Origin of the sequence: Allobosea sp. Root483D1 (assembly GCF_001429505.1) — a bacterium.
GTDB lineage: Bacteria > Pseudomonadota > Alphaproteobacteria > Rhizobiales > Beijerinckiaceae > Allobosea.
In genome coordinates, this window is the sequence record NZ_LMJW01000004.1 from 228,318 (window position 1) to 248,934 (window position 20,617).

At 67.1% G+C, this 20,617-nt stretch carries 21 protein-coding genes and 1 pseudogene; 11 read left to right on the forward strand and 11 right to left on the reverse strand.

Going from position 1 to position 20,617, the window contains the following annotated elements; all coding sequences use genetic code 11:
- Positions 1 to 30 precede the first annotated feature (30 nt).
- From ASE66_RS08105 to ASE66_RS08115, 3 genes are read left to right on the forward strand one after another with little or no spacing between them, the layout of a single operon-like run.
- A complete protein-coding gene (locus ASE66_RS08105; protein ID WP_057189108.1) occupies positions 31 to 570 on the forward strand; it encodes a VOC family protein in 540 nt (179 codons plus the stop codon).
- Between the two features lie 4 nt (positions 571 to 574).
- Entirely contained in the window at positions 575 to 1,849 is a 1,275-nt protein-coding gene (locus ASE66_RS08110) for a ribulose-bisphosphate carboxylase large subunit family protein (RefSeq protein WP_057189109.1), read from the forward strand.
- Between the two features lie 2 nt (positions 1,850 to 1,851).
- Positions 1,852 to 3,138, forward strand: coding sequence for a four-carbon acid sugar kinase family protein (locus ASE66_RS08115; protein WP_057189110.1), 1,287 nt, complete (start codon positions 1,852 to 1,854; stop codon positions 3,136 to 3,138).
- A gap of 12 nt (positions 3,139 to 3,150) precedes the next feature.
- On the opposite strand, the gene ASE66_RS08120 is transcribed toward ASE66_RS08115, so the two are convergent.
- Positions 3,151 to 3,462, reverse strand: coding sequence for a hypothetical protein (locus ASE66_RS08120; RefSeq protein ID WP_057189111.1), 312 nt, complete (start codon positions 3,460 to 3,462; stop codon positions 3,151 to 3,153).
- Positions 3,463 to 3,685: 223 nt separating this feature from the next.
- On the opposite strand from ASE66_RS08120, the gene ASE66_RS08125 reads away from it, so the two are divergent.
- From ASE66_RS08125 to rfbB, 6 genes are all read left to right on the forward strand, one after another.
- Entirely contained in the window at positions 3,686 to 5,209 is a 1,524-nt protein-coding gene (locus ASE66_RS08125; RefSeq protein ID WP_057189112.1) for a serine hydrolase domain-containing protein, read from the forward strand.
- Positions 5,206 to 6,789, forward strand: a complete 1,584-nt coding sequence (locus ASE66_RS08130) for an ABC transporter substrate-binding protein (protein WP_057189113.1) — start codon at positions 5,206 to 5,208, stop codon at positions 6,787 to 6,789. The genes ASE66_RS08125 and ASE66_RS08130 overlap by 4 nt, the downstream gene beginning before the upstream one ends.
- An 85-nt stretch (positions 6,790 to 6,874) precedes the next feature.
- A complete protein-coding gene (locus tag ASE66_RS08135; protein WP_057189114.1) occupies positions 6,875 to 7,081 on the forward strand; it encodes a hypothetical protein in 207 nt (68 codons plus the stop codon).
- A 163-nt stretch (positions 7,082 to 7,244) separates the two neighbouring features.
- On the forward strand, positions 7,245 to 8,390 hold the full coding sequence (locus tag ASE66_RS08140) for an anhydro-N-acetylmuramic acid kinase (protein WP_057189115.1): 1,146 nt from the start codon (positions 7,245 to 7,247) through the stop codon (positions 8,388 to 8,390).
- Positions 8,391 to 8,513: 123 nt separating this feature from the next.
- Positions 8,514 to 9,092, forward strand: a complete 579-nt coding sequence (gene rfbC, locus ASE66_RS08145; protein ID WP_057189116.1) for a dTDP-4-dehydrorhamnose 3,5-epimerase — start codon at positions 8,514 to 8,516, stop codon at positions 9,090 to 9,092.
- Complete coding sequence (gene rfbB, locus ASE66_RS08150; RefSeq protein WP_057189117.1) at positions 9,089 to 10,144, forward strand: dTDP-glucose 4,6-dehydratase; 1,056 nt, start codon at positions 9,089 to 9,091, stop codon at positions 10,142 to 10,144. The genes rfbC and rfbB overlap by 4 nt, the downstream gene beginning before the upstream one ends.
- Before the next feature lie 140 nt (positions 10,145 to 10,284).
- Here rfbB and ASE66_RS08155 read toward each other — a convergent pair whose 3' ends face one another.
- Positions 10,285 to 11,016: a DUF899 domain-containing protein gene (locus ASE66_RS08155; protein WP_057189118.1), complete on the reverse strand. Its 732-nt coding sequence runs from the start codon at positions 11,014 to 11,016 to the stop codon at positions 10,285 to 10,287.
- Positions 11,017 to 11,084: 68 nt separating this feature from the next.
- Between ASE66_RS08155 and ASE66_RS08160 the strand changes: the two genes are divergently transcribed.
- Positions 11,085 to 11,549: a MarR family winged helix-turn-helix transcriptional regulator gene (locus tag ASE66_RS08160; RefSeq protein ID WP_057189119.1), complete on the forward strand. Its 465-nt coding sequence runs from the start codon at positions 11,085 to 11,087 to the stop codon at positions 11,547 to 11,549.
- 68 nt (positions 11,550 to 11,617) lie between these two features.
- Positions 11,618 to 12,022 (forward strand): VOC family protein, encoded by a 405-nt coding sequence (locus ASE66_RS08165; RefSeq protein ID WP_057189120.1) that lies wholly within the window; start codon positions 11,618 to 11,620, stop codon positions 12,020 to 12,022.
- An 88-nt stretch (positions 12,023 to 12,110) separates the two neighbouring features.
- On the opposite strand, the gene ASE66_RS08170 is transcribed toward ASE66_RS08165, so the two are convergent.
- The 9 genes and pseudogenes from ASE66_RS08170 to ASE66_RS08205 all read right to left on the reverse strand — a co-directional run bounded on the left by ASE66_RS08170 (position 12,111) and on the right by ASE66_RS08205 (position 20,541).
- The gene (locus ASE66_RS08170; RefSeq protein WP_156412062.1) at positions 12,111 to 13,883 is read right to left on the reverse strand and encodes an ABC transporter substrate-binding protein; all 1,773 of its coding nucleotides are present in this window, start codon (positions 13,881 to 13,883) and stop codon (positions 12,111 to 12,113) included.
- A 78-nt stretch (positions 13,884 to 13,961) separates the two neighbouring features.
- A complete protein-coding gene (locus ASE66_RS08175; protein ID WP_057189121.1) occupies positions 13,962 to 14,240 on the reverse strand; it encodes a DUF2160 domain-containing protein in 279 nt (92 codons plus the stop codon).
- The gene (locus ASE66_RS08180; RefSeq protein WP_057189122.1) at positions 14,240 to 15,037 is read right to left on the reverse strand and encodes a carbohydrate ABC transporter permease; all 798 of its coding nucleotides are present in this window, start codon (positions 15,035 to 15,037) and stop codon (positions 14,240 to 14,242) included. Before ASE66_RS08180 ends, ASE66_RS08175 begins: the two co-directional genes overlap by 1 nt.
- Positions 15,037 to 15,936, reverse strand: coding sequence for a carbohydrate ABC transporter permease (locus ASE66_RS08185; protein WP_057189123.1), 900 nt, complete (start codon positions 15,934 to 15,936; stop codon positions 15,037 to 15,039). The genes ASE66_RS08180 and ASE66_RS08185 overlap by 1 nt, the downstream gene beginning before the upstream one ends.
- Positions 15,933 to 17,027, reverse strand: a complete 1,095-nt coding sequence (locus tag ASE66_RS08190; RefSeq protein WP_057189124.1) for an ABC transporter ATP-binding protein — start codon at positions 17,025 to 17,027, stop codon at positions 15,933 to 15,935. The genes ASE66_RS08185 and ASE66_RS08190 overlap by 4 nt, the downstream gene beginning before the upstream one ends.
- Before the next feature lies 1 nt (position 17,028).
- Positions 17,029 to 18,114 carry an ABC transporter ATP-binding protein gene (locus tag ASE66_RS08195; RefSeq protein WP_057189125.1) on the reverse strand — a complete coding sequence of 362 codons (1,086 nt, stop codon included), beginning with the start codon at positions 18,112 to 18,114 and terminating at the stop codon, positions 17,029 to 17,031.
- The coding region (locus ASE66_RS33155) for a glycerol-3-phosphate dehydrogenase C-terminal domain-containing protein (protein ID WP_274532943.1) at positions 18,111 to 18,425 on the reverse strand (315 nt) is incomplete at its 5' end. The genes ASE66_RS33155 and ASE66_RS08195, both read right to left, overlap by 4 nt.
- 1 nt (position 18,426) lies before the next feature.
- Positions 18,427 to 19,638, reverse strand: a pseudogene (gene glpD, locus ASE66_RS08200) (glycerol-3-phosphate dehydrogenase); the annotation flags it as partial.
- Positions 19,639 to 19,737: 99 nt separating this feature from the next.
- Positions 19,738 to 20,541 (reverse strand): DeoR/GlpR family DNA-binding transcription regulator, encoded by an 804-nt coding sequence (locus ASE66_RS08205; protein WP_057189126.1) that lies wholly within the window; start codon positions 20,539 to 20,541, stop codon positions 19,738 to 19,740.
- Positions 20,542 to 20,617 lie beyond the last annotated feature (76 nt).

Sequence of the window (20,617 nt, forward strand, 5' to 3'; positions counted from 1 at the left end):
TCAACCATCCATCTTCGCAGGAAAGCACCCATGAGCCGTCATTTTGGCCAGATTCGTCAGGCCGGCTATGTCGTCCCCGATATCGAGGCGGCGATGGATTACTGGAGCCGGGTGCTCGGCGTCGGGCCGTTCTTCTACAATCCCAAGGTCCCGATCCAGAACTATCGCTACAAGGGGCAGGCCTACGAGCCGCACAACTCGGTGGCGCTCGCCAATTCCGGCCCGCTGCAGATCGAATTGATCCAGTGCCGCAACGCGGTGCCGTCCATGTACAAGGACTTCACCGATGCCGGCCATAGCGGCCTGCAGCATGTCGCCTACTGGACCTCGGACTACGATGCCGACCTCACGCGGCTCCTTGCCGAGGGCTTCAAGCCGGTGATGTCGGGCGAGGTCGGCGAGCGTGGCCGCTTCATCTATTTCGACACGCATTACCATCCCGGCACGGTGATCGAGCTCTCCGAGGTCGCCGGTCCCAAGGGCGAGATGTTCCGGTTGATCCGCGAGGCGGGGGAAAGCTGGGACGGTAAGGACCCGGTGCGCCCTTTCCCCGATCTGAGTAAGCTCTGACGACATGGCGACCGAACGCTTCGAGGCCTCCTATCTGATCGAGACGCCGCTCGACCCTCGCAAGGTCGCCGAGGTGATGGCCGGCGAGCAATCGAGCGGCACCTTCACCCGCGTCGCTGGCGAGACTGACGAGTTGCGCGACCGCACCCGCGCCGCCGTCATCGCTGTCGAGGAACAGGGTAGCGCCGCCGAGCCGAGCCTGCCCAATGCCTGGCTGGCGCGGAAAGGCGTCAACGGCCCATGGCGGCGGGCCCGTATCACGCTGTCCTTCCCGGTCGACAATGTCGGCGCCAACCTGCCGACCCTGGCGTCGATCGTCGCCGGCAACCTGTTCGATCTCGGCGAGGTCACCGGCCTCAGGCTCGAGAGCATGGCCTTGCCCGCCGCCTATCGCCGCCTGTTCCCGCTGCCGACACGCGGTATCGCCGGTACCCGCCGGGCGACCGGCGTCATTGATGGCCCGATGATCGGCTCGATCATCAAGCCCAATGTCGGCCTGCGCCCCTATGAGACCGCAGAATTGGTCGGCAAGCTCTGCGCCGCCGGGCTCGACTTCATCAAGGATGACGAGATCTCGGCCGATCCGGTGCATGCGCCGCTCGCCCAGCGCGTACCGGCGGTGATGGCTGCGGTGCGCCGCCATCAGGATCGCACCGGCAAGGCGGTGATGGTCGCCTTCAATATCACCGCCGAGACCGACCAGATGCGCCGCCATGCCGAGCTGGTCGAGCGCGAGGGCGGCACCTGCGTCATGGTCAGCCTGAACTGGTGCGGGTTCTCGGCGGTCGAGACCCTGCGCCGCTCGACCAGCCTTGCCCTGCACGGCCACCGCAACGGCTTCGGCGCGCTCTCGCGCCATCCGTTGCTCGGCATCGGCTTCCAGGCCTACCAGACCCTGTGGCGGCTCACGGGCGTCGACCACATGCATGTCCATGGCCTGCAGGGCAAATTCGCGCAGGAAGACGAGGAGGTCGTGACCTCGGCGCAGGATTGCGTGACGCCGCTCACCGAGGGCATCGATGATCGCGTCCTGCCGGCCTTCTCCTCCGGGCAATGGGCGGGCACGGCGCAGCCGACCTGGGATGCGCTCGGCCATGACGACCTCCTGTTCATGGCGGGCGGTGGCATCCTCGCCCACCCCGGTGGACCCGCAGCCGGCGTCGCCAGCATCCGCCAGGCCTGGGAGGCGGTCGCCGCCGGCGTGCCGCTGACCGAGGCGGCGAAGGGACATAGCGAGCTCGCGCAGGCGCTCGCCTTCTTCGGCAAGGGTGCCGGCTGAACATGGCCGGCGAGGCGCCCCGTTACGGCTGGTACGGCGACGACTTCACCGGCGCCACCGACACGCTCGCGACATTGGCGGAGGCCGGCCAGCGCGCTCTGCTCTTCCTGCGCATCCCGACGCCTCAGCAGCTCGCCAGCGCCGGGACGCTCGACGCAGTCGGCATCGCCGGCGCGACACGGGCGATGGTGCCGGACGCGATGGCGCAGGAACTGGACGAAGCCGGGCGCTTCTTCGCCGCGCTCGGCGTCGGCCTGCTGCACTACAAGTGCTGCTCGACCTTCGACAGCGCCCCCGGGGTCGGTAGCCTCGGCGTGGCGGCGCGGGCCTTGCGGCCGCATTTTCCGAACCCGCTGCTGCCGATCATCGGCGGCCAGCCAAATCTCGGCCGCTACTGCCTGTTCGGCAATCTCTTCGCCGCGGCTGGCGCCGGCGGCACCGTCCACCGCATCGATCGCCACCCGACGATGAGCGTCCATCCGGTGACGCCGATGGCGGAGGGCGATCTGCGCCGGCATCTGGCAGCGCAAGGCCTGGAGCGTGTCGGCCTCGTCGACTATCGCAGCCATGAAGGCGGCGGGGCTGCCTCAGCGTTGGACGCTGCGCTGGAGGGGCAGCCAGAAGCTGTCCTGTTCGACGTATCGCGCCCTTCCGATCTCGCGGCGGTCGGCCAGCTGCTGCGCGAGCGCATGAGCGCCGGGCCGATGCTCGCGATCGGCGCGAGTTCGGTGGCGCAGGCTTTCGTCGGCTTCCCTCAGGCTGCTCGGCTGGAGATGCCGAAGCTTGCGCGTCCCGAGTCCGGCGGCAACCTGCTCGCGCTGGTCGGCAGCCTGTCACCGGTGACCCGCGCGCAGGTCGGACTCACCGAGCGCTATGAGACGATCGCGATCGACCCGGAGCGGCTGACTGGCGAGCCCACCTATCTCGATGAGCTGCGCGCCGAAACGATCACCCGCCTGGCCGCGCGGAACGTCATGCTGATTACCGACAAGCCGGCCGGCCCTCCCGCCGAGACAGGCAAGGTTGCCGCGGCGACCGGGGCACTGCTGCGCGCGATCATGGACGAGGCGCGGATCGCGCGATTGGTCGTCGCCGGCGGCGACACCTCGACGCTGGCGATCCGCGCGCTCCCCATCTGGGGCTTGTCCTATCGCTCGCCCTGCACGCCGGGCGCGCCGCTCTGCCGCGCCCATAGCGATGATTCCAGGCTCGATGGTCTCGATATCGTGCTGAAGGGCGGCCAGATGGGCACGCCCGACTTCTTCAACCGCGTCGCCGAGACTGGCTGAGGCGCTCCGCGCTCAGGGGCAGACGAAGCCACCCTGATTGTCGGGAACGCAGCGCGAGCCATTCGGCAAGTTGAGCGCGCCGGCACGGTCGCGCCGGACATAGGCGCCGTTGGGCAAGGTGAAACCGCCGCTCTGATCGGTCTGGACGCGCGTCCCATCAGGCAACTGCAGGCCGCCGGCACCATCGCTGACGATTCGCTTGGTCGCCACGGCGCCAGCGGGGGCAAGGCCGGGTGGCGGCGCGCCGAAGCGCTGCGGCTGCGAGCAACCCGCCGCAATACCGGCGAGACCCAAGGCCCCGGCCACGAAAAATGCGCGTCTCATGATCAATCCGCCTCCTCAATATCTCTTCATCAAATCCACAGTAGCCGACGGGGTCGGGCCGCGGTCCAGCACGCCGCCGCGCGCGCGATCGCAGGATCGACCAGCGATTGTGCCGCTTTCATGACGAGGGGACCAGACCCCGATGCATGGCCAAAGGATTGCCTAAACGCTCCCACATCCGCGACAGTTCCATCCGGGACGGATCGCCGGAGAGCAGAAGCGCATGGTCGACTGGGTAAAGGGGCGCAGCGAGGCGCAGGCGATCGCCGAACCCTGGACGCGGCAAGGCGGGCCGGGCGGCGCCATCGTGCTGTTCGACCGCGATGGCGTGCGCGAGAGCGCCATCGGCGGCTTTGCCGTGATCGAGCACCGCCTGCCCTTCACCCCCGATACGCAGAACCGGCTGGCCTCGATCAGCAAGCATATCTGCGCCGCCCTGCTGCTGAGGGAGGGCGTGCCGCTCGAGGCAACACTCGGCAGTTTCCTGCCGGAGCTGCCGGAGGCGTTGGGTGCCATACCTCTTGGCCGGGCGCTCGACATGACCGGCGCGCTGCCGGACATGATGGAAGCGCTCTGGCAGCAGGGCACGCCCTTCACCGCGAGCCTTTCCTCCGCCGAGATCTTCGCCGCCGCCTGCCGCCTGCCCGGCCTCAATGCCGAGCCCGGCAGCGAGATGGCCTACTCCAACACCGGCTGGCGGCTGGCGCAGGTGATCCTCGAGCGCCGGACCGGCAAGGGCGCCGCGCAACTGGTCGACGCGCTGATGGCGCCGGCCTCGCTGCCGATCCGTTTCGTCTCCGACGAGACCGAGGTCGTCCCCGGCCTCGCCACCGGCTACTGGGCCGACGGGCAGGGCTGGCGACGCGGTTTCTACGGCTTCAATTTCTCGGCCTCGGGCGGCATGGCTGGCAGCGCGGCCGGGTTGGCGCGCTGGGCGGCGGCGCTGATGGCGGGGCGCGAGCCCTATGCCGGGCTGCTCGACCGCCTCGCCGCGCCGCGCCACTTTGCCGATGGCAGCGAAAGCCTCTACCGGCTCGGCCTGGTCGCGAGCCGGCTCGGCGGTATCAGGATCATCGGCCATGGTGGCTCGCTGACCGGCTATCGCAACCACATGCTGATGGCACCGGAGCATGGCGTTGGCGTCGTCGTCCTGACCAATCGCGAAGAGGATGCGCTCTGGCCGGCGCTGCGCGTACTGGCGACCATGCTCGGCGAAGCCTTGTCGAGCGATCCCGACAAGCTCCCCGCCGGCCTCTATACGACAGAAGACGGACCGTTCTGGGCCGAGTTCGCTGGCGGCGCGATCAGCTTCATGGGCGGCTATGAGAAGCTCGTCGCGGATGGAGTCGGTGGCATGCGCAGCCTGCCGGCCTATCTCGACATCAGGCTGAAAGCCGAGGCCGATGGTGCGCTGGCTGGTATGATTGGCGGCGTTGCGCGCCGGCTGCTGCCGGTGCCGGCTGAGACGAGGCTCGACGAGCGCTTCGCCGGGCGCTGGCGCGATGCCCGACTCGGCGTCGAGATCGCCATCCGCGCCGATGGCACGGCATCCTGGCCCTGGGCCGGCACGATCGGCCGGGAAACACGGCTGACGCCGCTGCCCGGCGGCCGGGCATTGGCCGATCTCGCGCACGGCCCATGGCGGCACCGGCCTTGCCTCTGGCTGCAGCCGGACGGAAGCTTGCGCCTTGCCGGCCATCGTTCGCGCATCCTGCATTTCCAACGCATCGAGGGAGGCCAGTCATGACCCGTTCCCGCCCTGTCGCCGCTCTAATCGGCGCGACCGCACTCGTCCTCGCGTCCGGCGCACAGGCACAGCCGGCGCCGAAGAACGTGCTGCGTGTCGCTCCGCATGCCGACCTCAAGACGCTCGACCCGGTCGCGGCCTCGATCGTGATCACCCGTATGCACGGGCTGATGATCTACGAGAGCCTGTTTGCCTGGGACGCCAATCTCCAGCCGAAGCCGCAGATGGTCGAGCGCTTCTCGACCTCAGACGACAAGCTGAGCTGGACCTTCACGCTCCGGCCGGGCCTCAAATTCCATGATGGTCAGCCGGTGACGACGCGCGACGTCATCGCCTCACTGAAACGCTGGATGGTGCGCGACACGATCGGCGGCAAGCTCGGCGAATACACCGAAGGCATGGAGGCGAAGGACGACAGGACCTTCGTGCTCAAGCTGAAGAAGCCGATGGCACTGGTGCCGTTCGCGCTCGGCTCGGCCGTCGGCCAGATCCCGGTAATCATGCGCGAGGCCGATGCCGCGACCGATCCGATGAAGCCGGTGACCGAAACGATCGGCTCCGGCCCGTTCAAGTTCAACCGGGCCGAATGGCGCAGCGGCGCCAAGGTTGTTTACGACAAGAACCCCGATTACGTGCCGCGTTCCGAGCCGGCCGACGGGCTCGCCGGCGGGCGGATCGTCAAGGTCGACCGGGTCGAATGGCTGATCATGCCCGACGCGGCGACGGCCGCTGCCGCCTTGCAGACCGGCGAGATCGACATCTGGGAGCAGCCGAGCCAGGACCTGATCCCGGTCGTCGCGGCGGCCAAGGACGTCAAGGTCGAGCGGTATTCCAACCTCGCCAACCAGGTGATGCTGCGGCCGAACAGCCTGCATCCGCCGTTCAACAACCCGAAGGCGCGGCTCGCTCTCGCCTATGCCACCGATCAGGCCGAATTCCTGGCCGGCGGCTTTGGCGACGAGGAATGGTGGAAGCGCTGCGCCGCCTATTTCATCTGCGGCGGCCCGAATGGCACGGAAGCCGGGACGGAAGCTTATGCCAGGCCCGATCTTGAGAAGGCGAAGCAGTTGCTGGCGGAAGCCGGCTACAAGGGCGAGAGGCTGGTACTGACCACCAGCAACGACATCGCCGCGATCGGACGGATGGCCGAGGTCGCCGCCGCCCAGCTCAAGAAGGCCGGCGTCAATGTCGACGTCCAGTTCTCCGACTGGGGCACCGTCACCACCCGCCAGCAGAACAAGAGCCTGCCGGACCAGGGCGGCTGGAACCTGTTCGTGACCTACGCCTCGGGCGCGACCATGCAGTCGCCGATGACCAATATCGGCACCAACATGGCCTGCGAGAAGGCCTGGGCCGGCTGGCCCTGCGATGCCGATGCCGAGAAGCTGCGCGGCGCGGTGGTCGATGCGCCCGACGATGCTGCCCGCAAGGCGGCGGTCGAGGCGCTGCACAAGCGTCTGGCCGAGATGCAGCCCTATCGCGTGCTCGGCCAGTTCGACCAGCCTTATGCTCGGCGGGCCAATGTCTCGGGCGTGCTCGCTGCGCCGGTGATGCTGTTCTGGAACGTCGAGAAGAAGTGACGCCGACGCGGCGTTAACCGGTTCCTGACCGATTGCGGACGAGACTCAGCAGAACGATTCGCCTTCCAGTCTTGTGAGACGCGTAATGGGTCAGGTTTTGCAGTTCAGGTTGAAGCCGCCGGTCGTCGAGCATGACGGCGATGCGCTCGATCTCATGTCGGCGATCGACTTCGCCCTGCGCGACCTCGCCGACATCACCCCGCACATCCTGCATGAGCCCAGCCGGGAGCAGGCCAGGCAATGCCGGGAGATGCTGCAGGACGCCTTCGACGCGGCGTTGCGGGCCGGCTGAGCTCGGGCCGTTGAGCCCTCATCCTGAGGAGCGATCGCAGATCGCGTCTCGAAGGGTGATCGAGAATACTCCAGAGCCTCCTTGAGCATCCTTCGAGACGCCGCTGCACGGCTCCTCAGGATGAAGGCTGCGAGGGCCGGGCGAAGCAACGGAGAACCCGCGCATGCAGCCAGCCTGGGCGATCGGCCTGATGACCGGAACGGTCCTCGACGGCAATATCGACATCGCCGCGATCCGCACGGATGGCGTGGTGGTCGCCGAGTTCGGACCGTGGCGGCTCTCGCCCTATCGCCAGGAGGTTCGCGACCTGCTCGCGGAGGCGGTGCAGGCGGCACTGACCTGGCGTTTCGAGGGGCCGGAGCCGGCGATTTTCGCGCAGGCCGAGCGCGCCCTGACGCTGGCGCAAGGCGAGGCCGTCGCTGAATTCCTCGCCGCTGAGGGCATCGCGGCGAGCGCGGTCGCGGCCATCGGCTTCCATGGCCAGACTGTGCTGCACCGCGCCCCGACCAGGGAGCGCAAGGGCGACACCCGCCAGCTCGGCGACGGCGCGCTGATGGCCGGGCAGCTCGGTATCGATGTCGTCTATGATTTCCGCACCGCCGATGTCCGCGCCGGCGGCCAGGGCGCACCGCTCGTTGCGAGCTATCACGCTGCATTGATGCGCAGCCTCGGTGCCGGGCAGGAGACCGCCGTGCTCAATCTCGGCGGCGTCGGCAATCTCAGCGCCTTCGCCGATGCCGAATGCGTGCTCGCCTTCGATACCGGCCCGGGCAATGCGCCGCTGAACGACTGGATCAAGCAGCACGGCAAGGGCGAGATGGACCGCGACGGCGCCTTCTCGCTCGCCGGCACGGTCGACGAAGCCCGGCTCACGCGCCTGCTCGAACACCCCTATCTCGTCGCGCCCTATCCGAAATCGCTCGACCGCTACGATTTCACCGCCGCGATGGCCGAGGGCCTCTGCTTCGAGGACGGGGCGGCGACGCTGACCGCCTTCACCGCCGGCGCGGTCGGGCGCGGGCTCGATTTGCTCCCGGTTCGGCCGGAAAGGCTGATCGTCTGCGGCGGCGGGCGGCGCAATCCGGCGATCATGGCTGAGCTCAACGGGCGCACCGGCACCGAGGCGGTCCCGGCCGAGGCCGTCGGCTGGCGCGGCGACGCGATCGAAGCCGAGTGCTTCGCCTTTCTGGCCATGCGCCGCAAGGCCGGTCTGCCGATCAGCTTCCCGCTGACCACCGGGGTTGCTGAGCCGATGACGGGCGGGCGGATCGCGAGAGACGGATTCACCGATCAGATTGAATCAATCTGATCGGTGAATCCGTCTCTCACTTTGAGTTTGAGACCGTTTTACCGATCAACTTGCGATGCAAGTTGATCGGAACGGGCTCGAGCGGGCGTTGACGGCGCGCGCCGGCGAGGGTTCAAGGGCGGCATGAGCAACTTCGCCTTCGAGCCCCTCGCCATCCCAGCCGTCGTGCTGATCAGGCCGAAGAAATTCGGCGATGCACGCGGCTACTTCATGGAGACCTGGAGCCGGGAGGCCTTCGCGGTGGCCGGCATCGACGCGGTCTTCGTGCAGGACAACCAATCGCTCTCGGCGGCGCCCGGCGTGGTGCGCGGCCTGCATTTCCAGGCGCCGCCGGCGGCGCAGGCCAAGCTGGTCCGGGTGCTGAAGGGCGCGATTCTCGACGTCGCCGTCGATATTCGCGTGGGATCGCCGAGCTACGGCAGGTGGTGCGCGACGACGCTCACTGCCGAGGGCGCCGAACAGCTCTTCGTGCCGCGCGGTTTCGCCCATGGCTTCTGCACGCTCGAACCCGGCACCGAGGTCACCTACAAGGTCGACGGCCCCTACGCTCCGGAAACGGAAGGCGGCATCGCCTGGAACGACCCCGAGCTTGCGATAGACTGGCCGGTCGCCGGGACGGAGGCGCAGCTCTCCGGCAAGGATACGACGCTGCCCGGATTTGCCGGTTTCGCCAGCCCCTTCCGCTACGAGGACTTCGCGTGAAGCGCTATCTCGTCACCGGCGGCGCCGGTTTCATCGGCTCGGCCGTGGTGCGCCATTTGATCCGGCAGACGCCGCATCCGGTACTGGTCGTCGACAAGCTGACCTATGCCGGCAATCTCGACAATCTCGAGCCCGTCTCGAACGATCCGCGGCTCACCTTCCTGCAGGCCGATATCGGCGACGGAACGGCGATGCGGCAGGCCTTCGTCGAATTCGCGCCCGACATCGTCATGCACCTCGCCGCCGAGAGCCATGTCGACCGCTCGATCGACGGGCCCGCCGCCTTCATCGAGACCAATATCGTCGGCTCCTTCGTGCTGCTGCAGGAGGCGCTGCGGCACTGGCGCTCGCTGCCTCCGGCGGAACAGGCCGGCTTCCGCTTCCACCAGATCTCGACCGACGAGGTCTTCGGCTCGCTCGGCGAGGACGGGCTGTTCAGCGAGACCTCGCCCTATCAGCCGAACTCGCCCTATTCGGCCTCGAAGGCGGCGTCCGACCATCTGGCGCGGGCCTGGCACCACACTTACGGCTTGCCGGTCGTGCTCTCAAACTGCTCGAACAATTACGGGCCCTATCACTTCCCCGAGAAGCTGATCCCGCTGATGATCCTCAACGCACTCGAGGGCAAGGATCTGCCGGTCTATGGCTCGGGCGCCCAAATCCGCGACTGGCTGCATGTCGAGGATCACGCCCGCGCGCTGGCCCTGATCGCGCGGAGCGGGCGGATCGGCGAGAGCTACAATGTCGGCGGCTCCGCCGAACGCAGCAATCTCGAGGTGGTGAAGGCGATCTGCGCGCTGATGGACGAGCTGGCTCCCGATGCCGCGATCGGTCCTCGCGAGAACCTGATCCGCTTCGTCGTCGACCGGCCGGGCCACGACCAGCGCTATGCGATCGACGCGTCCAAGATCGAGCGCGAGCTCGGCTGGCGGCCGCAGGAGAGCTTCGAGAGCGGGCTTCGCAAGACGGTCGCCTGGTATCTCGGGAATCGCGACTGGTGGGGCCGGATCCGCTCCGGTGTCTACCGCGGCGAGCGGCTCGGAGCCGGTTGAATTTCCTCGCGCCGGGCCGGCCTCCGGAGCTGGTGGCCGGCCCGCTGCAGTCATCGGAAAAAACACGCGCCCCAAGCCCATCCCCTTGCGGGAGCGGGCATCCCACCAACCCTATGCGCGTGATCTGGCTCGCTGCGGCCTCAGGCGGCGCAGCAGGCGTGAGCTTTCGGCTGGTCCTCGTACTCGTCATGGCGCTTGACGAAGCTCAGTGTCGAATTCTCGTTGCGGCCCTTCGGCGCCCGGTCGAGGATCATCAGCGTCGACAGCATCTCCTCGCCACCGCGGGCGTAGCCCGAGTAGGTGTGGAAGACCTCGCCGTTCTCGTCGCGGATGAAGGAGCTCAGGCCGGGCAATTCATCATGGGCCTGCTCCGACGGCGTCCGCGTGAAATTGTAGAGCACCGCGCCTTGGGCGAGCTCCTCCTTGGTGAAGGAGGCGTGGTAGTCAAAGTTGAACTCGCTGCCGAAGGACGAAACCCAGGGCACGACCCAGCCCATGCGCGCCTTGTAGGCCTCGATCTTGTCGAGCGGCGCACGCGAGACCATGACCAGCGTGACGTCGTGATTGTTGAGATGCGCCAGCGTGCCGTCGAAATGATCGGCCATGAAGGAGCAGCCCGGACAGCCCGCCTCCCAGTCCGGCCCGAACATGAAATGGTAGACCACGAGCTGGCTGCGGCCGTCGAACAATTCGGGGAGCGTCTTCTTGCCCCCGGGCGTATCGAACACATAGTCCTTGTCGACCTTGACCCAGGGCAAGGCCAGCCGCTCGGCATTGATCTCGTCGCGCAGCCGGGTGAACTCCTTCTCGCGGGCGAGCAGGGTCTTGCGTGCGTCCAGCCATTTGGAACGGGAAACCACCTGATGCTCCATCATCGCCTCCTTGCAGCATCCAGCCCCCCGGCCTAGATTGGTTGCGTTGATATCAACATATCTGAACGATGTCAAAATCATTGGAAGCACCGATCGAATCCCTCGTCCCCTTCGCCACGACGCTGCATGTGCGCGACCATTGCCTTTGCCTGTATGTCCAGCGCGCGGCTAGGTCGTTGGCGCGATTGTTCGACGAAGCCTTGCGCCCGGTCGATCTCACCAATCAGCAATTCTCCCTTCTGATGTCGCTGAACCGGCCGGAGCCGCCGCCGATCGGCCCGGTCGCCCACCTGCTCGGCATGGACCGGACCACGCTGACCGCGGCGCTGAAGCCGCTCGAACGCCGCGGCCTCGTCGTCGTGACCGCGGGCGAGAAGGACCGCCGCAGCCGGCTCCTGGCAATTACGCCGGAGGGAATTGCCCTGCTCGCGCGCGCCATGCCGATCTGGCAGCGCACGCATGACGAGGTCGATGCCCGCCTCACCGACATCGAACCGGCCAGGCTCAGGCAGGCGCTCCAGGCCGTGTCATAGCCGCGCCACATCGCCCCGGCCCATTGGCCGATGCATCGACCAGGACGATGCCGACTTGAGGAGCCACAATGCCCCAGATGATCTTCGTCAACCTGCCCGTGAAGGACCTCAAGAAGTCGATGGCCTTCTTCGGGGCGCTCGGCTTCTCCTTCAACCCGCAGTTCACCGATGACACCGCCGCCTGCATGGTGATCAGCGACACGATCTTGGTGATGCTGCTGACCCATGAGAAGTTCGCGAGCTTCTCGCCGAAGCCGATCGCCGACACCAGCCAGTCGCTGCAGGTTCTGCTCACGCTCTCGCGCGAGAGCCGCGAGGCGGTCGACGCGATCGTCGCGGCGGCGCTCGTCGCCGGCGGCACGACCACTGACGAGCCGACGGATTACGGCTTCATGTACGACCACAGTTTTCTGGATCTCGACGGCCATGCCTGGGGGGTGATGTGGATGGACCCAAGCGCGGTGCAGTCGTAACCGCAAGCCGGCGAGGGGGCTGGAAAAATTCGGGGGCGCGGCATTGCTGCCGCGCCCCTTTCGCACGTCCGAGCCGGGAGGAGGGGGCTCAGCCGCGCTTCGGGGGAGACGCTGGCCAGCTCTTGATCAGCGTGTCGTAGTCGATCGTCTCGCCCTTCGGCTTCTCGTTGGCGAGCTTGCGTTGCGGCGCCAGCGTGCCGGCCTTCTCGGCCTTAGCGAACCACTCTTCCGCCGTGGTGCGCGGATTGAGCTTCGGTCCGCAATCGCCCTGCACGCCGGAACGCTCCAGGCGCTCCATCACCGAGTCTTGCGCCGCGGCGAGCGCATCCATCGCCGCCTGCGGTGTCTTGGCGCCCGAAGAGGCGTCGCCGATGTTCTGCCACCAGAGCTGGGCGAGGCGCGGATAGTCCGGGACGTTGTTGCCGGTCGGGGTCCACTGCACGCGCGCCGGCGAGCGGTAGAACTCGATCAGCCCGCCGAGCTGCGGGGCGCGCTCGGTGAAGCTCTTGTCCCAGATGTCGCTCTCGCGGATGAAGGTCAGGCCGACATGGCTCTTCTTCAGGCTGACCGTCTTCGAGACGATGAACTGCAGATAGAGCCAGGCCGCTTTGCGGCGCTCGACCGGGGTCGAGTTCAGCAGGGTCGCCGAGCCGGCGTCCTGGTAGCCGAGCTTCATCCCGTCCTTCCAGTAGGCACCCTTGGGGGAGGGCGCCATCCGCCATTTCGGCTTGCCGTCCGAGCTCATCACCGGCAGGCCGGGCTTGACCATGTCGGCGGTGAAGGCGGTATACCAGAAGATCTGCTGGGCGATCGTGCCCTGCGCGGGCACCGGGCCGGACTCGCCGAAGGTCATGCCTTGCGCCTGCGGCGGGGCATATTTCTTCAGCCAGTCGACATATTTGACGATCGAGTAGACCGCCGCCGGGCCGTTGGTGTCGCCGCCGCGCTCGACCGCGGAGCCGACCGGGCGGCAGCCCTCCATACGGATGCCCCATTCGTCGACCGGCAGGCCGTTCGGGATGCCCTTGTCGCCATTGCCGGCCATGGAGAGCCAGGCGTCGGTGAAGCGCCAGCCGAGCGACGGGTCCTTCTTGCCATAGTCCATATGGCCGAAGACCTTGGTGCCGTCGATTTCCTTGACGTCGTTGGTGAAGAACTCGGCGATATCCTCATAGGCCGACCAGTTCACGGGCACGCCGAGATCGTAGCCGTATTTGGCTTTGAACTTCTCCTTGAGATCGGCGCGCTGGAACCAGTCGTAGCGGAACCAGTAGAGGTTCGCGAACTGCTGCACCGGCAGCTGGTAGAGTTTGCCGTCCGGCCCGGTGCCGAAGGACTTGCCGATGAAGTCGTCGACGTCGAGGCCGGGATTGGTGACGTCCTTGCCCGGACCTGCCATCCAGTCGGTCAGGTTGGTCGCCTGCTTATAGCGGAAATGCGTGCCGATCAGGTCGGAATCGTTGATCCAGCCATCATAGATGTTCTTGCCGGACTGCATCTGCGTCTGGATCTTCTCGACCACGTCGCCTTCCTGGATCAGGTCGTGCGTCAGCTTGATGCCGGTGATTTCGCTGAAGGCCTTGGCCAGGGTCTTGGCCTCGTATTCATGCGTGGTGATCGTCTCCGAGACGATGTTGATCTCCATGCCGGCGAAGGGCTTCGCCGCATTGATGAACCACTCCATCTCCTTCTGCTGCTCCTCCTTGGAGAGCGTCGAGGGCCGGAACTCGCTGTCGATCCATTTGCGGGCTTCCTCGGGGCCGGCGAGGGCCGGCCCGGCTGCGAGCGTCAGCGCGAACAGACTCGCGCCGGTCAGGCTGGCAAGGGTCTTGGCTGTAAGGGTCCTGCTGAGCATCGTCATCGTTGTCCTCCGACGTTTCCCTTGGGGTGCCGCCCGTTCTTCCGGGTCGGTCGTTTCTTATTGTTGGGCTTGCCTCCTCTAAACGAAGCGGAACACCGCTGCGGCATAGAGGAGCGCGAGGCCGGAAGCCCACCACAGCGGCTGGCCGACGATCCCGAGCCAGGCGAGGTGAATGAAGGCGCTGCCGAGCAGCGAGATGAAGAGCCGGTCGCCGCGCGTGGTGGCGATGCCGAGCACGCCGACCCGCTCGGTCTCGGGCCGGAACATCGCGAGCAGCGTCAGGATCAGGAGCAGGCTGGCGATCCCGGCGAAGAAGAGGCCGGTCTGCCAGGTCCAGGCCATCCAGTTGAGTTCCATCACACCCTCCCCAGGGCGAAGCCCTTGGCGATGTAGTTTCGGACGAACCAGATCACGAGTGCGCCGGGGATCAGCGTCAGCACGCCGGCTGCGGCGAGCACGCCCCAGTCCATGCCGGCGGCGGAGACCGTTCTGGTCATGGTGGCGGCGATCGGCTTGGCGCTGACGCTGGTCAGCGTGCGCGCCAGCAGCAGCTCGACCCAGGAGAACATGAAGCAGAAGAAGGCGGCGACGCCGATGCCCGAGGCGATCAGCGGCATGAAGATCTTCACGAAGAAACGCGGGAAGGAATAGCCGTCGATCGCCGCCGTCTCATCGATCTCGCGCGGCACGCCGGACATGAAGCCTTCGAGGATCCAGACCGCCAGCGGCACGTTGAACAGGCAATGAGCCAGCGCCACCGCGAGCGGCGTGTCGAACAGGCCGATCGCCGAATAGAGGTTGAAGAAGGGCAATGCGAACACCGCCGGCGGCGCCATGCGGTTCGAGAGCAGCCAGAAGAACAAATGCTTGTCGCCGAGGAAGCGGTAGCGCGAGAAGGCGTAGGCCGCCGGTAACGCGAAGGCGAGCGAGAGCAGGGTGTTCAGCGCTACATATTGCAGCGAGTTGATGTAGCCGTTGTACCAGCTCGGGTCGGTGAAGATCTTGGCGTAGTTGGCGGTCGTGAAGGTCCGCGGCCAAAGCGTCAGCGCGTTGGTGATCTCGGTGTTGGTCTTGAAGCTCATGTTGACGAGCCAATAGATCGGCAACATCAGTGCGATCAGATAGAGCGACAGGATCAGCCGGCCGCCGCGCATCAGCCCCTCCCCGCTTCAGAGTCGGCCCGCGCATCGGCGGTGGTCATGACCGTGTAGAACACCCAGCAGACCGCGAGGATGATCAGGTTGTATACGATAGAGAGCGCCGCCGCCTTGCCGAGGTCGAACTGGCCCAGTGCGAGCTTCACCAGTTCGATCGAGAGGAAGGTCGTCGAATTGCCGGGGCCGCCGCCGGTGACGACGAAGGGCTCGGTGTAGATCATGAACGAGTCCATGAAGCGCAGCAGCACAGCGATCAGCAGCACGCGGTTCATCTTGGGCAGCTGGATGGTGCGGAACACGGCCCAGCGCGAGGCGCCATCGATGCGAGCCGCCTGGTAATAGGCGTCGGGGATCGACTTCAGGCCGGCATAGCAGAGCAGCGCGACCAACGAGGTCCAGTGCCAGACATCCATCACGACGATGGTGAACCAGGCCGCGACCGGGTCGGAGACGTAGTTGTAGCGGATACCGAGGCCGTTCACCGCCGCGCCGAACAGGCCGATGTCGCCGCGCGCGAAGATCTGCCAGATCGTGCCGACGACGTTCCACGGGATCAGCAGCGGCAGCGCCATCAGCACAAGCGTCGCCGAGACCGTCCAGCCCTCGCGCGGCATCGACAGCGCGACCAGGATGCCGAGCGGTATCTCGATGGCGAGGATGATCGCGGAGAAGGCGAGGTTGCGCCATAGCGAGTCGTAGAAGCGCGAGCCGAGATCGCTTTTGGGATCGAGCAGCTCGGCGAACCAGCCGACGCCGTTCCAGAAGAACTGGTTGTTGCCGAAGGAATCCTGGACCGAATAGTTGACCACCGTCATCAGCGGGATCACCGCCGAGAAGGCGACGATCAGCAGTACCGGCAGGACGAGCAGCCAGGCCTTCTGGTTGACCGGCTTCATACCGCACCTCCCGGCAGCGCTTGCCCCTTCACCAGATGGCCGTCGCTGTAGATGTGGATCTGGCTTGGCTGCAGCGCTAGCGCGGCCTGATCGCCGTCGAAGCTCGCGCCTTCCGGCACGCTCGCGGCGAGCTTGAGGCCATCGAGCTCGACGCGGGCGATACGAGCCCGGCCGATATCGTCGATCCTGGTGATCTTGACCGGCAGTCCGCCGCCGCGCGGGCTCAAGGTCACGTATTCCGGTCGGATGCCGAGCTCGACCTTGCCGGCGAGCGCGGGATAATGCCGGGCCAGCGCGATCTGCTGGCCGGCGAGATTGGCATGCGCACCTTCGACGGCGCAGGGCAGCACGTTCATGCCAGGCGAGCCGATGAAATGGCCGACGAAGGTGTGGGCCGGATGCTGGAACAGCTCCTCCGGCGTGCCGGTCTGGACCACGCCGCCATCATGCATCACCACGACCGTGTCGGCGAAGGTCAGCGCCTCCGTCTGGTCGTGGGTGACATAGATCATGGTGAGGTCGAGCTTGCGATGCAGCTCCTTCAGCATCGAGCGCAATTGCCATTTCAGATGCGGGTCGATGACGGTCAAAGGCTCGTCGAACAGGATCGCGGCGACGTCGGGCCGGACCAGCCCGCGCCCGAGCGAGATCTTCTGCTTGGCGTCGGCCCCGAGCCGGCTCGCCTTGCGGTCGAGCGCCGAGGTCAGATCGAGCAGGCGGGCGATCTCGGCGACGCGGGCCTCGATCTCGACCCGCGCCACGCCACGGTTCTTCAGCGGGAAGGCGAGGTTCTCGCGCACCGTCATGGTGTCGTAGACGACCGGGAACTGGAAGACCTGGGCGATGTTGCGCGCCTCGGTCGACAGGCGGGTGACGTCGACGCCGTCGAACAGGATGCGCCCGCGCGTCGGAACGACCAGCCCTGAGATGATGTTGAGCAGAGTGGTCTTGCCGCAGCCCGAGGGCCCGAGCAGCGCATAGGCGCCGCCCTGGCGCCAGACATGGTCGACCTCGCGCAGGGCGTAGTCCTGCGGCCCTTGCGGGTTGGGCTTGTAGGCGTGGGCGAGCTTGTCGAGCGTGATCTGGGCCATGTCACGCTGCCTTTGCCGGAGCGGCGGCCGCGAGCGCGCCGGCGGCGTCGAACAGGAAGATGCGGGCAGGATCGAGCCAGGCAGTCACGGCCGCGCCGGGTTCCAGCCGGCGCACGCCCGGCACCAGCGCGATCAGGCGATGCTCGCCGACATCGAGATGGACGAAGGATTCCGAGCCGGTGATCTCGGAGACGGAGACGGAAGCCTCGAGCGCGATCGCTGGCGCCGGCAACCCATCGAGCGAGAGGTGATGGGCCCGGAAACCGATCGTGTAGGCGCCATCCGGCACGCTGGCGAAGGCGCCGGTGGTCGGGATGCTCTGGCCGGTCGAGAGCCTGACCTCGCCGCCCTGCTTGGTGCCGGCGAGCGTGTTGAGCGGCGGGTCGGAGAAAACCTGCGCCGTCACAAGATCATGCGGCTGGCGATAGACCTGCGCCGTCGGGCCGAACTGGGTCACCCGCCCCTGGAACAGGGTCGCGGTATTGCCGCCGAGCAGCAGCGCCTCGCTCGGCTCGGTGGTGGCATAGACGAAGATTGCGCCGGATTCGGCGAAGATGCGCGGCAATTCCTCGCGCAATTCCTCGCGCAATTTGTAGTCGAGATTGGCGAGCGGCTCGTCGAGCAGGACGAGCTCCGCCCGCTTGACCAAAGCGCGCGCGATCGCGGTGCGCTGCTGCTGGCCGCCGGAGAGTTCGAGCGGCTTGCGCTGGAGATAAGGCTCGAGCCGCAGCAGCGCGGCGGCGCTCTTCACCCTGGCCTCGATCTCGCGCGCCGGCAGACCGGCGACCCTGAGCGGCGAAGCGATGTTTTCGAAGACCGACAGCGCCGGGTAGTTGATGAACTGCTGGTAGACCATCGCGACATTGCGCTTCTGCACCGGCAGCCCGGTGACGTCGCGGCCTTCGACCAGGACCTTGCCGGTGCTTGGCGCATCGAGCCCGGCCATCAGGCGCATCAGCGAGGTCTTGCCGGCGAGCGTGGCGCCGAGCAGCACGTTGAGCGAACCCCTCTCCAGTGTCAGCGTGATGTCGGCGAGCAGGGTTTGCGCGCCGCGCGTCAGGCCGAGACGATCGAGGGTCAGGCTCATCCCCGCGCCTCCATGTGGTGGGGCAGGGCCGGCGCGGCTTTCGCGGCCATGTACTCGTCAAGCGCCCGGCGCTGCTCGGGCGAGAAGCGCAGGCCGAGCTTGCTGCGCCGGAACAGCACGTCCTCGGCGCTCCCAGCCCATTCCTGGCTCATCAGCCAGGCGACCTCGCGCTCGGTGAGATCGGCGCCGAAGACGCGGCCGAGATCGGCCATCGCCTTGGCGCCTTCGAGCAAGGCGTCGGTGCGGGTGCCGTAGGCGCGGGCGAGCCGGCGGGCCAGCTTGCGGTCGAGCCAGGGGCGGGCGGCGACGATNCAGTCCCTCGAAGCCCTCGACCGGAAAATCGCCACCGGGCAGATGCGCGCCAGCCGTCCAGGGCGGAGCGCGCAGCGCCGGCACCGCGGCGGCGAGCTTCTCGACGGCGGCCTCGGCGAGCCGTCGCGCCGTGGTGATCTTGCCGCCGAAAACCGAGAGCAGCGGCGCCGAGCCGGCTGGCTCGTCCAGCGTCAGCACATAGTCGCGCGTCGCTTCCTGCGCCTTGCTGGCGCCGTCGTCATAAAGCGGGCGCACGCCGGAATAGGTCCAGACCACGTCCTCGCGCCTGATCGGCTTGCGGAAATACTCGCTCGCCGCGGCGCAGAGATAGGCGATCTCGTCCTCGCTGGCGGCGACCTTGGCGGGGTCGCCGTCATAGTCCTTGTCGGTGGTGCCGATCAGGGTCAGGTCGCCCTCATAGGGGATGGCGAAGATGATGCGGCCATCGGCATTCTGGAAGATGTAGCAGCGGTCGTGCTCGAACAGGCGCGGCACCACGATATGGCTGCCCTGGACCAGCCGCACCGCAGCCGGGCGGTTGCTGGCGACGATGCCGTTCAGCACGTCCGCGACCCAGGGCCCGGCAGCGTTGACGAGCACGCGTGCGCTGGTCTCGGCCCGGACACCATCGGGGCCCTCGGTCGTGACCACCCAGAGATCGCCCTGGCGGTGCGCGCCGATCACCTTGGTCCGCGGCAGGATCGAAGCGCCGTGCTCGGCCGCGTCGCGGGCATTGAGCACGACGAGGCGGGCATCCTCGACCCAGCAATCGGAATATTCGAAGGCGCGGCCGAAACGCGGCTGCAGCGGCTCGCCGGCGGCGTCGCGCCGGAGGTCGAGCGAGCGCGTCGCCGGCAGCAGCTTGCGGCCGCCGAGATGGTCGTAGAGGAAAAGGCCGAGCCGCAGCATCCACCAGGGCCTGAGGCCCGCATGGTGCGGCAGCACGAACCGCAAGGGGCGGATGATGTGCGGCGCGGCGCGCCACATCACCTCGCGCTCGGTCAGCGCTTCCCGCACCAGCCGGAATTCGTAGTGCTCGAGATAGCGCAGGCCGCCATGGATCAATTTGGTCGAGGCCGAGGACGTCGCGCTGGCGAGGTCCGACTGCTCGAACAGCACGACCGAGGCTCCGCGCCCGGCCGCATCGCGGGCGATGCCGCAGCCGTTCACGCCGCCGCCGATGATGGCGATGTCGAACACCGGAGCCGTCACGCATTCCTCCCGCAGGCAGCCCTTGCGGGGCCTCTTCAACGTACGGTAGAGCGTGATTTTCTTGCGTGCAACGGCAAAACGAAAGCGAAAGCGAAAATTCTAGCTTTCACTTTTGGGTTGCGAGGCGAGTGTGGCGAGCGTTTCGGTTTCGACCACGCTGATGCCCTCGCTGCGGCAGAGCTCGCGCAAGGGCGGCGGATCGAGCCTATCGGTGACGAAGACGTCGACATCGCGCAGATGGCCGATGCGGACGGGGGCGGAGCGCTCGAACTTGGTGCTGTCGGCGACGAGCAGGCACTGGCGGGCGTTCTCGATGATCGCCTGCGAGACCCGGACCTCGCGATAGTCGAAATCGAGCAGCGCTCCCTCCTCGTCGATGGCGGAGGTGCCGATCACGGCATAATCGACCTTGAACTGGCGGATCAGGTCGACGGCGGCGGCGCCGATCACGCCGCCATCGGAACGCCGGACCGGCCCGCCGGCGACGATCACCTCGATGTTCTCATGCGGGTAGAGCAGCGTCGCGACATGCAGGTTGTTGGTGATGACGAGCAGGCCGTGATGGTCGGTGAGCGCGCGCGCCACCTCCTCGGTCGTCGTGCCGATGTTGATGAAGAGCGAGGCGTCGTTCGGGATCAGCGCCGCCGCGGCCCGGCCGATCGCCGCCTTCTCGTCGCGGGCGATGAAGCGGCGGGCCTCATAGGCGAGGTTCTCGACGCCGGACGCCACCACCGCCCCGCCATGCACCCGCGACATGATGCGCTGGTCGCAGAGCTGGTTCAGGTCCTTGCGGATGGTCTGGGCGCTGACCTCGTAGCGCGTCGCCAGCTCCTCGACATTGACGCGTCCCTGCGCCCTGGCCAGCGCTACGATCTCGCGCTGGCGTGGCGTGATGCTCTCCATATCCGACTCCTCGTGACGTGGCGCCAAGCTGACGGCGACATGCGGGAGCGTCAACCTCGGGAGGTTCGGCGGCTAA

What these genes read in the sequence shown, in the direction of transcription:
- ASE66_RS08170 (WP_156412062.1), bottom strand. Translation starts at nt 13,883, where the DNA reads ATGACGATGCTCAGCAGGACCCTTACAGCCAAGACCCTTGCCAGCCTG.
- ASE66_RS08160 (WP_057189119.1), top strand. Translation starts at nt 11,085, where the DNA reads ATGTCAAAATCATTGGAAGCACCGATCGAATCCCTCGTCCCCTTCGCC.
- ASE66_RS08165 (WP_057189120.1), top strand. Translation starts at nt 11,618, where the DNA reads ATGCCCCAGATGATCTTCGTCAACCTGCCCGTGAAGGACCTCAAGAAG.
- ASE66_RS08130 (WP_057189113.1), top strand. Translation starts at nt 5,206, where the DNA reads ATGACCCGTTCCCGCCCTGTCGCCGCTCTAATCGGCGCGACCGCACTC.
- ASE66_RS08115 (WP_057189110.1), top strand. Translation starts at nt 1,852, where the DNA reads ATGGCCGGCGAGGCGCCCCGTTACGGCTGGTACGGCGACGACTTCACC.
- ASE66_RS08140 (WP_057189115.1), top strand. Translation starts at nt 7,245, where the DNA reads ATGCAGCCAGCCTGGGCGATCGGCCTGATGACCGGAACGGTCCTCGAC.
- ASE66_RS08205 (WP_057189126.1), bottom strand. Translation starts at nt 20,541, where the DNA reads ATGGAGAGCATCACGCCACGCCAGCGCGAGATCGTAGCGCTGGCCAGG.
- ASE66_RS08190 (WP_057189124.1), bottom strand. Translation starts at nt 17,027, where the DNA reads ATGGCCCAGATCACGCTCGACAAGCTCGCCCACGCCTACAAGCCCAAC.
- ASE66_RS08185 (WP_057189123.1), bottom strand. Translation starts at nt 15,936, where the DNA reads ATGAAGCCGGTCAACCAGAAGGCCTGGCTGCTCGTCCTGCCGGTACTG.
- ASE66_RS08180 (WP_057189122.1), bottom strand. Translation starts at nt 15,037, where the DNA reads ATGCGCGGCGGCCGGCTGATCCTGTCGCTCTATCTGATCGCACTGATG.
- ASE66_RS08125 (WP_057189112.1), top strand. Translation starts at nt 3,686, where the DNA reads ATGGTCGACTGGGTAAAGGGGCGCAGCGAGGCGCAGGCGATCGCCGAA.
- rfbC (WP_057189116.1), top strand. Translation starts at nt 8,514, where the DNA reads ATGAGCAACTTCGCCTTCGAGCCCCTCGCCATCCCAGCCGTCGTGCTG.
- ASE66_RS08175 (WP_057189121.1), bottom strand. Translation starts at nt 14,240, where the DNA reads ATGGAACTCAACTGGATGGCCTGGACCTGGCAGACCGGCCTCTTCTTC.
- ASE66_RS08110 (WP_057189109.1), top strand. Translation starts at nt 575, where the DNA reads ATGGCGACCGAACGCTTCGAGGCCTCCTATCTGATCGAGACGCCGCTC.
- ASE66_RS08135 (WP_057189114.1), top strand. Translation starts at nt 6,875, where the DNA reads ATGGGTCAGGTTTTGCAGTTCAGGTTGAAGCCGCCGGTCGTCGAGCAT.
- ASE66_RS08120 (WP_057189111.1), bottom strand. Translation starts at nt 3,462, where the DNA reads ATGAGACGCGCATTTTTCGTGGCCGGGGCCTTGGGTCTCGCCGGTATT.
- ASE66_RS08155 (WP_057189118.1), bottom strand. Translation starts at nt 11,016, where the DNA reads ATGGAGCATCAGGTGGTTTCCCGTTCCAAATGGCTGGACGCACGCAAG.
- ASE66_RS08105 (WP_057189108.1), top strand. Translation starts at nt 31, where the DNA reads ATGAGCCGTCATTTTGGCCAGATTCGTCAGGCCGGCTATGTCGTCCCC.
- ASE66_RS08195 (WP_057189125.1), bottom strand. Translation starts at nt 18,114, where the DNA reads ATGAGCCTGACCCTCGATCGTCTCGGCCTGACGCGCGGCGCGCAAACC.